The sequence below is a fragment of the Catenovulum agarivorans YM01 genome (genome assembly GCF_000281085.1).
GTDB classification, from domain to species: domain Bacteria; phylum Pseudomonadota; class Gammaproteobacteria; order Enterobacterales; family Alteromonadaceae; genus Catenovulum; species Catenovulum agarivorans.
Genome location: NZ_JH767538.1, coordinates 15,824 through 27,705 on the forward strand (window position 1 = coordinate 15,824; position 11,882 = coordinate 27,705).

Consider the following 11,882-nt stretch of genomic DNA (forward strand, 5'->3'; position numbering starts at 1 on the left):
GGAGCGCTAAATCAAGTGGAAAGCAAGCTAGAAAGCGGGTTGGTATCCACAAAATAAGTAAACGGCTTTTATTTCTCGAGCTAAAACTACAAAAACTTTCAGCTCATAGTCTATTAATAAAAATAACGGAGTTTTGCATGAAACAAAGAATTCCTTTTTTGTTGTCAGTGCTGGCACTCAATGCATGTTCGCTAGACGTAGAGATCAACGACGATGAATCCAGCTATCATCCTACAATGGGTGGGGTTTATGTAGATGGTGTAGCTGAACAAGGTAAAGAAGTTAAAGCGAAACACGATTTAACTGACCAAGACGGTGCTATTACCATTTTAGGCTACCAGTGGCAGTTAGATGGGGCTGATGTGGCTGGTGCAGTTAACGAAACTTTCATGTTAACTCAAGCGCATGTTGGGCAATCTTTAACGGTTAAAATTTTCTACACTGACGGCGTAGAAGGCGACCAGGAGAAAACATCTGATGGCAGTATTATGGTTGTCGGAGCACCAGCCAACAAGGGGTTTGTCTGTCCGACAGGCGACAGCAAAGTTTATTTTTGTGATGACTTCACCGATGGCACTTATGCGGATAAGTGGGATGATTTAATCTCAACTTATAATTTACCATCTCCGGGTGTTTTCGACGTTTATAACGATGGCACAACCGACGCACTACGTTTTACCGCCGGTACGCGTGGTGGTAATAAAGTTGATGGTGAGCTTATTCTGGTAAAAGCTTCTGAGTTTGCCAATGTTCCAGCTGATTACGCGCTTGAATATAAAATTCGTCCAAGAGACAACAGCAATACAGGTAACAAATATCTGTATGCCATGATGCGCTACAACTCACCAATGAACTGGTATTTAGGCGGTTTGAACATGCAAGGTTCAACCACAAGTACCCAAGTTGAAGCTGGTTATGCGTCGACCGAAAAAGAAATTCAACGCATGTTGCAGGCTAAAACGCCATTAGAGTTAGGTGCAAAAGATGGCACAGATGACGGCACTTGGTACACAGTGCGTATGGATGTTGTTGGTAGCACTATTACAGCTTACTTAAATGGTGAAGTACTTGGCAGTTGGAATGACGATGCTGGTTTATACAATAGCCCTGGCCTAATAGGTTTTTACACCTACAACCGTTCATTTGAAATTGACTATGTAAAAGTATTTGATGCAAATGTAAAACCAGTTCAATTACAAATTGATTACTCAGACACTCAATGGATTACCGCAGCAGATGGTGATGCATTAGTTGTCAATGTAACTGCAATAACAGACGACGGCGTAACAGCTGATACCTTCAAAGTTGAATCTAGCGACTCTAGTATTGTTGACGTAGCGGTAAACGGTACTCAAGCAACTTTAACCCCTAAAGCTGCTGGTGATGTAACTATTACTTTTACTTCGGATTCAGACCCATCAGTGCAACGTGTGGTTAAAGCAACTATTGAACCTGCGTGGATTATGCCAACAACCGACTATGGTAGTGTAAGTGGTTCGGTTACCCCAGATTTAGGTGCTTCAGATGAATATATAGATGCTAGTTTAGCCATTAGCTTCGACCAAGCGCCGACAGGTTTAGGCACTACTGGTGAAGTGCGTATTTTCGATTCAGCTGGTACTTTGGTTGATCGCATCAAAGCAAGTGGGGAAACCGACGAAGTAGGTTTATCAGCAGATGGTAATACCCGTGTATTAAACCGCGCTATGTTGACTTTGGATGGTGCGACTTTAAACATTAAACCACATTCAAATGTTTTAACTTACGGTGAAACCTACACAGTTACCATAGGTGAAAATGTTGTGTTAGGTGCGCAGTTAAACGGCATGGACTTTGATGGCTTGGGTGATAGCTCAGGTTGGACTTTCACAACTAAAACATCAGGCCCAGCATCAGACGCAACTAGTATCACAGTAGATGATGACGCAGATGCAGATTTCCGCACTGTGCAAGGTGCATTAGATTGGGTAATGGCCAACACTGCACAAGATGCTGCTGTCACTATTGATATTAAAAACGGTACTTATAACGAGTTACTGTATTTACGCAATAAAGATAATTTAACTATTAAAGGTGAGAGCCGTGATGGTGTGTTAATTGCTGCTGAAAACTACGATGGTATGAATGGTGGTTCTGGTAAAGGCAGTAACCCTGGTAGCAGCCCAGCAGGTGGTCGTAGTTTATTCTTAGTTGAAGGTGGTGACTTATTAACTATCGAAAACTTAAGTGTAATTAATACGCATATCCGTACCGGTGCTGGTGACCAAGCTGAAACCATTTATTTCAACTCTAAAACAGGCCGTTTAATTGTTCGTGATAGTAACTTTACTTCTGAACAAGACACCTTATTGATGAAAGGTTACAACTGGTTCTACAACAGTAAAATTTCAGGTAATGTCGACTTTATCTGGGGTTACAGTGTCGCTACTGTGTTTGAAAACAGTGAAATAGTGACTCTTGGCGATTCTAAAGTTGCAGCATCAGGCGGTACTTCAAGCTCTGGAGGTTATTTACTCCAAGCACGTGTTGAAAATGCAAGTGATCCTGGTTTCATCTTCTTGAACTCAACCTTAACTCATGCAGCTGGCCCTGCAGGTGTAACAGTTGATGCAGGTTCTACCTATTTAGCGCGTAGCGGTGGTGATACCAACGTATTCGACAATATCGCATTTATTAACAGCAAAATGGATACGCATATTGCTGACATAGGTTGGGCATACAAAGGTATTAACAGCCAACCAGCACCAACGCCTGAAATCGCATCTGCAGCTTCTGGCTGGCGCGAATACAACAGCATGGATATGTCAGGTAATGTGTTAGATGTTTCTAACCGTTGTGATGCAAATGGCAGCTGTTATCAATTAACCCAAGCTGAGTACGAAGCTAATTTCTGTAGCCGAGCACAAATCTTTGCTAGCTTTAACAATGGGGAAGGTTGGGACCCATACCCAACAGATACTTCGGACGATCATTGTTCTGCAGCGCAAGCTGATGCGTGGAAAGATAGCGCAATGGTTTTAGGTGGCAGCGGTACTTCTGTCAGCGGTACAATTGATGCGCAAACTGCAGACTCAGTAACCTTTACAGCTGACGGCGGTAAATTTGAAAGTGCGAAAGTGTCGTTCTACTTAGTATCGCAAGATATCAAAGGTGACTTCACTATGACGGCTAAATTAAAGTCGATTGCGGGTGGTGTATTGCGTGAAAACGGCAGCTATCAATTCCCTGCTGGCTTAATGATGTGTGTATGTGATGGCACAGCAGCAACCGTTGGTCAAATGGCACATATTGGTGTAAACGATGTGAATGGTTCAGGTAAATCATTAACAGATGCAACGCCTGATTATGTCGCAAGTTATGGCCATTTTGAAAATGCAACTGCTGATGCTCGTTGGGGTAAGGATGGTAGTGCTGTGGTAACACCAGGCGATGATTTATACTTTAAGTTGCGTCGTGACGGTGATGCGTATTATGTGAGCTATTCAACCGACGGTGGTACTACATATACTGACTATGGTGCAAAAACCTTAGCAACTTTACCTGACACAATGAAAGTCGGTTTATTTGCCGCGCCTAACGGCAGCTCAAATACACCAACATTAACTTTTGAAGATATTCAAATCACCTTGGATTAATCTTTAAAAATTCTTGTACTTAGTTGTATGTAAATAAGAAGCCAGCTTTTGCTGGCTTCTTCGTTTTTATCAGATAGTCTTAGAATTATTTAAAGGAGTTCTAAGGCTCTGCAAGTTGCTGCAATTCTTTATCTGTTAGTTTTTGTTGATAGTTGTCGTAACTGAGTCCTAACCATTGTGGCAAGGTCGCACTAACAAAAATTGACGACCATGTACCCAACACAATACCGACAAATAACGCACTGGCAAACCCGTGTAAACTCGCGCCGCCTAACCACCAAATTGCGGCGATTGTTGTTAAGGTGGTCGACGAGGTAATAATGGTACGGCCTAATGTGCTTGCTAATGCTTGGTTGATTGTATTGGCAACTGGGTTGTCCGGATGAGCGCGTACCAGCTCTCTAACTTTGTCACCGATAATAATTGAGTCGTTTAACGAATAACCAATTATTGCTAACAGCGCAGCCAATACGGTTAAATCGAATTCCATACCTATTAGTACAAAAAAAGCCACAGTGAGCAGTACATCATGCAATAAAGCTAAACTAGCCGACAGCGCGAGTCGCCATTCAAAACGCACAATTAAATAGAGAGCAACTGCCAATAAACTCACGAATAATGCCAAACCTCCTTGCTCAATTAGCTCAGCGCCAATTTGTGCACCTACATAACGGCTGTCTAAAATTTGTAAACCTAAATCAGCTGGCAGCTCAGTTTGCCACGCGAGTGGTTGGCTTAAGTTGTCTTGTGGCGGTTGAAATAATTGCCACTGCAGTGTGCCTAAATTAGCTAACTTAAATTCACCTTCAACATAGGGGGTTAAGTGCTGTTCTAGTGCTTGGGTGGTTAGGTCTTGCACTATTTGAAACTCAGTAACATAACCGCCGGTAAAATCTTGTCCAAGCTGCAAACCTTGTTGGGCGATTAACACACAGCTGAATAAAACGGCGACAATACTTAAAATTAAGCCAGAGGTGCGGGCTTTTTGCCAAAAATTAGCCATGTTGTACTCCTTTAGTTGTCATTGAATTTAAACGATAAAACCACTGCGACAATTGTGCGGAAACCACAACACCACAAAACATGCTGGTGATAATGCCCAGCGCTAAGGTTATGGCAAAACCTTTAATTGGCCCGTAGCCTATCGACATTAAAACAACAGCAGTGATCATAGTGGTTAAATTCGCATCAACAATACTGCTTTGTGCTTGTCTATAACCACGCACAAGGGCACATGTCATGCTACTGCCTTGTTTACGTTCCTCTTTAATTCGCTCAAAAATAATTACATTGGTATCAACCGCCATGCCTATGGTTAAAACTAAACCCGCAATGCCAGGTAAAGTTAACACCACACCGGGCAATAGCGACATTAAACCAATTAAACAGATTAAATTGGCAAATAGGGCAATACAGGCGATGAATCCGAGCTTTCTATACCAAAACAACATAAATGCTAAGGTTAACGACAGTCCCAAAGCTAAAGCTTGAAAGCCACTGCTAATGTTTTGTTCACCCAAACTGGGTCCTATGGTGCGTTCGGTCACTATGGTTAACGGCGCGTCTAACGAACCGGCTCGCAATAATAAAGCTAAATCTTGCGCTTTTTGCCAAGAGTCTAAGTTAGTAATACTGAATTTTTGCCCTAGCACTTGTTGTATGGTTGCTACTGAAATTACTTTGCTGCTTTGCTGAATTTCGTCGTTACTGTCGGCAATATACTCGCTATATAAAGTTGCCATAGGTTTACCGACATTGTCGCGACTAAAATGCAGCATTTTATTGCCGCCTTGCGGGGATAAACTCAGCTGTACCAGAGGTTTTCCGTATTCATCGCGACCAGCTTGTGCACTATCAATATCCGCACCGCTAAAGATTGCTAAAGGATTTAAATTAACTGTGCCATATTCTGCTTTAACTTGTTTGCCACCTTGGTCTTGCAGTGCATGAAACGACAATTGTGCAGTAGCGCCAATAATGCGTTTTGCCGCAGTAGGGTCTTGCACGCCGGGCAGTTCAATACGGATATAATTTGCCCCTTGGCGTTGGGTTACCGCCTCGGTTATGCCCAATTCTTCAATGCGCGATCTCAGCGTGGTTAACGCTTGTAGCATGGTTTGTTTGTCAAATTCAGCTTGGCCTGCTTCGGTATAACTTAAGGTCGCACGGGTTAAGTTGCCTTGTTGCTGAGTTTGCACATCCAAATGTGGATACTGTTTTAACAGTTTGTTTTGCAATTGCTCTAACCCTGCTTTCCCTTGTGGCGTAGCAACTAATTGCAATCCTTGGATTGTATTTTGTTCAATACGCACGCCGTGCAGTTGCTCTTTGACGCGAATTGCTTGAGCTTCTAAAGCAATATTTTCCATGCGTTTTTCAAGTGCTTTGTTGGTGTCAACTTTCAGTACAAACAATACGCCTCCATTTAAATCTAAGCCGAGTTTTATCGGAGATAAACCAAGTTTTTGTAGCCAGAATGGCGCGGTAGCTTGTTCTATTACTTTAACGGATGCGCGCTCGCCAAATGTTTGTGCGAGCAGTTGTTGCGCTGATGCAGAGTAATTTTGTCGGCTGAGTTCAACCAAAGTTGTGTCGTTTGAGTTGATTTGTGCAACTGTGAATTGGTGTTGTTCCAGTACTTGTTTAACTAAGTCATTGCTAGGCAAAGCCTGCTCGTTAGTCACCGGACTGATACTTAATAAGGTTTTGTTTTGGTAAAAATTGGGCATGGCGCATAGTGCCAGCACTAGGATGATGGCGGCAACGCAGATACGCTTGAGCCGCACTTGCCAAAAAGAGCGTGTTGAGGGTGTTTTTGCAAACATGATAATTAACTCACTTAGCTGGTGAGTAACACATAAGGTTATTCACAATCAGCTTTTAACTAATAAAAATTTTAATGCCCAAAGCACTACTCAAACGCATACTTGAGTAATAAACTTAGGCGCTGTTTAAAAATAAATATCAGCTGATGTGAGCGAAGGTGAGTTGCGCTCGATAGGTTAAATTTGCCGGTTGGCAATTATCAATAGCGCCGGTGCGTGGCCTAGAAGTAGATTGATACCAAGGCTGAGTGACAGGTTTTATCAGCCGATACAAGAGAATTCGTGGAATGTCAGGATCGGCTAAAGCATAAATAAGTTGGTAGTCGGGTTGCTGCTCAGTGTCGAGAAAATAACTCGGGTGGGTTACTCGGCTGCGTTGCGGCAACTCTGCAGGATTTGGCGCTGGTAACTTATGCTTCAACCCAGTTTGTTCAAGATTAAAGTCATCAATTACCGTATGGGCGTCAACAGAAATGGTCGTGTTTGTCTGTTGTATTGGCAAATTTTTGCCAATAGCTGTCTGACTACCCATATTCAGTAGCATAAGCATACAAAACAACACAACAGACAAAAATGTTTTAACCACTTTTGTATACGCTTCAATTCTCATGTGGTGAAGATATGTCCAATCAAGTTATTTTTCAAGCGCTGGTGCAAAACAATTAATTTTTTCGTAGATGAATAATTTTCATGTTGAACGTGAAATAAACTGGATTTTATTCATGTTAATAGACGCGTATAACTTATCCCATAGTCGCTAGCCGATAGCGAAATTGATTAATTTTACCAATTGGATATTTGGAAAATGACCACTAACTTTACTTATACAATTAAACGCGTCTGTTTTGATGAGAACTACCAACCAGCAGACAATACCCGCATCACCACCAATTTTGCTAATTTAGCTAGAGGCGAAAGCAGGCAACAAAATTTGCGCAACGCGTTAAAAATGATCAACAACAGGTTTAATGCGCTGGCTTCTTGGGACAACCCAACGGCAGATCGTTATTCAGTTGAGCTTGAAATTATTCATGTTGATATTGATGTTGAAGGTAAAGGACAAACCTTTCCAACCATTGAGGTGTTAAAAACTAATATAGTCGATCATAAAACCGGCAAGCGCACTGAAGGCATTGTTGGTAATAACTTTTCTTCTTATGTACGTGATTATGACTTTAGTGTTGTTTTGCTTGAGCACAATAAACAACAAGCCAAATTTAGTATTCCTGAAAATTTTGGTGAACTGCACGGCAAAATGTTTAAAGCATTTTTAAATTCTCAGTCATACACTGAAAATTTCGCTAAACCACCGGTTATTTGTTTGAGCGTATCTGACAACAAGGTTTATCAACGCAGTGAAAATCAACATCCGGTGCTCGGGGTTGAATATCATGCAAATGAGTCGTCGTTAACTGAACAATATTTCAAAAAAATGGGTTTGCAGGTGCGTTATTTTATGCCGCCAAACAGTGTAGCGCCGTTAGCGTTTTACTTTTTAGGTGATTTGTTAACTGATTACAGCAATCTTGAATTGATAGGAACCATAAGCACTATGGAAACTTTTCAAAAAATATATCGCCCAGAAATTTACAACGCCAATGCAATAGCGGGTAAGTGTTATCAGCCGAATTTACAAAACCAAGATCACTCGTTAACCCAAATTGTTTACGACAGAGAAGAGCGCAGCCGCTTGGCAGTAGAGCAGGGCAAATTTGCCGAAGAAAACTTTATGAAGCCGTATCGCACTTTATTAGAGAGTTGGTCTGCCAATTACGCATTGTAGTTATAACCTATTAAAAGCAGTATTTATTATGACAAGATTAAACAAATTATTACCCACCTCAACCGCGGGTAGTTTGCCTAAACCTAAGTGGTTAGCAGAGCCTGAAAAACTTTGGTCACCTTGGAAATTACAAGGTGAAGAACTAATTGAAGGTAAACAAGACGCATTGCGTGTTGCGCTGCAAGAACAGCTCAATGCTGGCATAGATATAGTTAGTGATGGCGAACAAACTCGCCAGCATTTTGTCACTACCTTTATCGAAAATTTAACTGGTGTTGATTTTATCAATAAAAAAACTGTGCGCATTCGTAATCGTTATGACGCGAGTGTGCCAGGGGTTATCGGGCCTGTTAGTCGCCAGAAATCAGTATTTGTTGAAGATGCCAAGTTTTTACGCGGACAAACGAAACAGCCGATAAAATGGGCGTTGCCTGGGCCTATGACTATGGTCGATACCTTGTACGATGATTATTACCAAGACCGTAAAAAACTCGCGTTTGAATTTGCCAAAGCATTAAACCAAGAAGCCAAAGAACTTGAAGCAGCTGGTATTGATATCATTCAGTTTGACGAGCCAGCGTTTAATGTATTTCTTGATGACGTGAATGAGTGGGGCATTGAAGCGCTAGAAATTGCTACGGCCGGACTTAAATGCGCAACCGCTGTGCATATTTGTTATGGGTATGGCATAAAAGCGAACACAGATTGGAAAAAGACTTTAGGGGCAGAGTGGCGTCATTACGAGCGAACTTTTCCGGCAATTCAACGCTCAAGTATCGACATTGTTTCGTTAGAATGTCATAACGGTCGTGTGCCACTTGAAGTACTTGAACTGCTGAAAGGGAAAAAAATCATGGTTGGTGCGATTGATGTTGCAACCGATACGATTGAAACAGCAGAAGAAGTAGCAGCAACCATTCGTGACGCACTTAGGTATGTTGATGCTGACAAACTATATCCTTGCACTAACTGTGGTATGGCACCACTTTCACGTGAATTGGCTAGAGGAAAATTACAAGCCCTTGCCGCTGGAGCCGAAATCGTAAGAAGAGAGCTTGCCGCTAAATGAATATCATTGAATTTATAACCAACAATTTATCTACATTTTTGGCTTTAGTTGCCACTGGCGCATTTGCTGGTATTTTGGCTGGTTTGTTAGGTGTCGGTGGTGGCATAGTGATTGTGCCTGTGCTGTTTTTTGTTTTTCAGGGTTTTGGTGTTTCAGCTGAATCTGCCATGCTGGTGGCAACCGCTACTTCACTGGCAACCATAGTGCCTACCTCTATTAGTTCAATACGCTCGCACCATAAAAAAGGCAACGTCGATTTTGAATTATTAAAACGTTGGGCTGGGTTTATTTTTGTTGGCGTATTAGTTGGCAGCTGGTTCGTAACCCGAATAGATGGAAGCTGGCTGACTGTATTATTTGGTGTGATAGCTACGTTATCAGCGCTGAATATGCTGTTTAGAACCGGCAAGTCTGCCTTGTTTGCAACTTTACCCGGCAAGGCTGGGCAAACAGCCATGGGCACATCTATAGGTTTTTTCAGCTCTATGGTGGGTATTGGCGGTGGCACAATTTCTGTCCCCTTGCTGACACTCTATAGTTACCCGGCACATAAAGCGGTTGGTACTTCGGCGGCAATCGGCTTGCTTATTTCATTACCTGGTGTACTGACAATGTTGGTAATAGGTAGCGCGCCAGCGGATGCGCCTGCTGGAACTTATGGTTTAGTCAATCTGGTTGGCTTTTTGTGTATTGTGCCTTTAACCGTATTATTCGCGCCAGTTGGAGCTGCTGTCGCGGCGAAATTAGACGCAGCCAAACTTAAGAAAATTTTTGCAGTTGTCCTGCTGATCACTGGTTTGCGAATGTTGGCTCATACAATCTTTTAATTACTGCTGTTATTTTCTTAAGCAAGTGCTAACTTAGGTTACACTTAGAGCTACATTAATATCGCCAGCTGATTATCGCTATTTGTACTGATTTAGCTCTAAACCCAAGCATCTTGGGTATATTAAATATAGAAAATGGCTGTAATAATTTGAATAACCACGCCTTAACGAGTAACAGCAAAATCGCCATATCATCCGGCACATTTAGCGCATTTTTTATTCGCCAAGGTGTTGGTATATTGGCGATCCCTTATTATCAAATGAGCCTAGCGGTTGACCCATTTTTGTTGGCCGCGGCTATGATGTTGCCACTCTTACTTGCTTCTATGTTAGGCCCTTGGGTTGGACAATTAAGCGATTCTTATCAACAAAAATATGGTCACAGAAAAGCATTTATTCTGTTGGGCGCAATTGTTTCTGCAATTTGTTATGGCTGTATCTGGCAAGTGCCGGTTGACTGGCAGACCAATATGCAACTTGTGTATTTTGCGGTTGTTTATACCGCCTTTTGCGTTGCCGCAGAGTTTTTTCTTATCCCTTATACCTGCCTTGTATACGAAGCAACAGACGACAGTGAGGAGCGGGTGGCATTACTCGCACTTAATTCAATCATAAGTAAAGTTTGCTCATTGTTTTATCAGTGGGCATTTCCGCTCGCACAACTGACGCTTTTTAGCAGTTTATATATGGGGGTTAAATGGGTAGGCTGGGCAATCGCTATTCTGTTTATTGGCCTAGCTGGCGTGTTGCCCGCTTTATGTTATAAAAATCCGGCTGATTTGATGGTGGAACACAAACCAACCCCAGCGGAATCATTGACTAAAAACATTCGACATGTATTAGCTAATCGCGCTTTTGTTATGTTGCTTATTGTCACATTCGCCCAGTTTTTTGGTATTAATTACGCCGCGGCTATGGACTACTATTTAATTGTATATTTTATGCAAAATGGTGATTTAGTCTCAGGAGCAAATTGGAAAGGCATATTATCAACAGCGTATGCCGTTTGTGGTTTGTTGGCCGTGCCAGTTATCTTAAAGTTGAATGCAAAGTTTGGCCGGATAAACTGCTTTTTAATTGTCTACCTGTTAACTTTTATTGGTGGTTTAGCTAAATGGTTTATTTTTGTTCCAGGCTCACAATATGTATTGGTAATTGATGCTGCATTTGGCTGTTTTGCTTGGGCATCTATGGCTATTTTATTGCAGTCACTAGTTGCTGATGTTGCAGCTGCACAAAAATCAGTTATGGGTAATCACAATGGTGTGTACGTATCAATTCACAATATAGTGATGCAGTTGTGTACCAGTTTAGCTATGTTGGTTTCAGGCTTCTCACTCAATTTTATTGGTTTTGACGCTGAATTGGCGGCTGGACAATCGGCATCATCCATCTTGGATATGCGGATTATTTTAGCCGGTGGCACTATGCTATCAGCTATAGTAGCAGCTGGAGCACTATTTAAATTAAAAGCTTCCCCTAAACTGTACAAATATAATTAGTTGGCTATAGCATTTTAAACTTCAGTAACTGGCTTTTTTAATGCAAACAACATTTTTTATATTTTTTACCGCTACCACATGGACAAGGATCATTCCGGCCAACTTTGGTGGTTAAACTGCTGACAGGCACGCTGTTTTGCAAAATGTATTCTTCACCAAATAAAGTATTGCTACGCAGCTGGCTGGTCGCTTGCGCCATGAGTTGGTTTATTTCGTCATCCATTTGCTGTTGGTGTGGCTG

9 protein-coding genes are annotated in these 11,882 nt (G+C 41.9%); 5 read left to right on the forward strand and 4 right to left on the reverse strand.

Features of this window, described 5'->3' with window-relative positions:
- The first annotated feature begins 137 nt into the window (after positions 1-137).
- On the forward strand, positions 138-3,635 hold the full coding sequence (locus tag WSC_RS0118925) for a pectinesterase family protein (protein ID WP_016957526.1): 3,498 nt from the start codon (positions 138-140) through the stop codon (positions 3,633-3,635).
- 100 nt (positions 3,636-3,735) lie between these two features.
- Here WSC_RS0118925 and secF read toward each other — a convergent pair whose 3' ends face one another.
- The 3 genes from secF to WSC_RS0118945 form a co-directional block, all read right to left on the reverse strand.
- Complete coding sequence (gene secF / locus WSC_RS0118930; protein WP_016957527.1) at positions 3,736-4,638, reverse strand: protein translocase subunit SecF; 903 nt, start codon at positions 4,636-4,638, stop codon at positions 3,736-3,738.
- Positions 4,631-6,460, reverse strand: coding sequence for a protein translocase subunit SecD (gene secD, locus WSC_RS0118935; protein ID WP_050996233.1), 1,830 nt, complete (start codon positions 6,458-6,460; stop codon positions 4,631-4,633). The genes secF and secD overlap by 8 nt, the downstream gene beginning before the upstream one ends.
- A gap of 139 nt (positions 6,461-6,599) precedes the next feature.
- A complete protein-coding gene (locus tag WSC_RS0118945; protein WP_237716337.1) occupies positions 6,600-7,010 on the reverse strand; it encodes a hypothetical protein in 411 nt (136 codons plus the stop codon).
- A gap of 255 nt (positions 7,011-7,265) precedes the next feature.
- On the opposite strand from WSC_RS0118945, the gene WSC_RS0118950 reads away from it, so the two are divergent.
- The 4 genes from WSC_RS0118950 to WSC_RS23415 all read left to right on the forward strand — a co-directional run bounded on the left by WSC_RS0118950 (position 7,266) and on the right by WSC_RS23415 (position 11,641).
- Positions 7,266-8,243 (forward strand): DUF1852 domain-containing protein, encoded by a 978-nt coding sequence (locus WSC_RS0118950; RefSeq protein WP_016957531.1) that lies wholly within the window; start codon positions 7,266-7,268, stop codon positions 8,241-8,243.
- A gap of 28 nt (positions 8,244-8,271) precedes the next feature.
- Positions 8,272-9,312 (forward strand): methionine synthase, encoded by a 1,041-nt coding sequence (locus WSC_RS0118955; protein WP_016957532.1) that lies wholly within the window; start codon positions 8,272-8,274, stop codon positions 9,310-9,312.
- Positions 9,309-10,139, forward strand: a complete 831-nt coding sequence (locus WSC_RS0118960; protein ID WP_016957533.1) for a sulfite exporter TauE/SafE family protein — start codon at positions 9,309-9,311, stop codon at positions 10,137-10,139. The genes WSC_RS0118955 and WSC_RS0118960 overlap by 4 nt, the downstream gene beginning before the upstream one ends.
- Before the next feature lie 149 nt (positions 10,140-10,288).
- A complete protein-coding gene (locus WSC_RS23415; protein WP_157447356.1) occupies positions 10,289-11,641 on the forward strand; it encodes an MFS transporter in 1,353 nt (450 codons plus the stop codon).
- 37 nt (positions 11,642-11,678) lie between these two features.
- Here WSC_RS23415 and WSC_RS25170 read toward each other — a convergent pair.
- A partial coding sequence (locus WSC_RS25170; protein ID WP_026016950.1) for an SEC-C metal-binding domain-containing protein occupies positions 11,679-11,882 on the reverse strand: 204 nt, incomplete at its 5' end.

Coding starts and splice junctions, on each gene's coding strand:
- WSC_RS0118955 (WP_016957532.1), top strand. CDS start 8,272: ATGACAAGATTAAACAAATTATTACCCACCTCAACCGCGGGTAGTTTG.
- WSC_RS0118945 (WP_237716337.1), bottom strand. CDS start 7,010: ATGCTTATGCTACTGAATATGGGTAGTCAGACAGCTATTGGCAAAAAT.
- WSC_RS0118960 (WP_016957533.1), top strand. CDS start 9,309: ATGAATATCATTGAATTTATAACCAACAATTTATCTACATTTTTGGCT.
- secD (WP_050996233.1), bottom strand. CDS start 6,460: ATGTTTGCAAAAACACCCTCAACACGCTCTTTTTGGCAAGTGCGGCTC.
- secF (WP_016957527.1), bottom strand. CDS start 4,638: ATGGCTAATTTTTGGCAAAAAGCCCGCACCTCTGGCTTAATTTTAAGT.
- WSC_RS0118950 (WP_016957531.1), top strand. CDS start 7,266: ATGACCACTAACTTTACTTATACAATTAAACGCGTCTGTTTTGATGAG.
- WSC_RS0118925 (WP_016957526.1), top strand. CDS start 138: ATGAAACAAAGAATTCCTTTTTTGTTGTCAGTGCTGGCACTCAATGCA.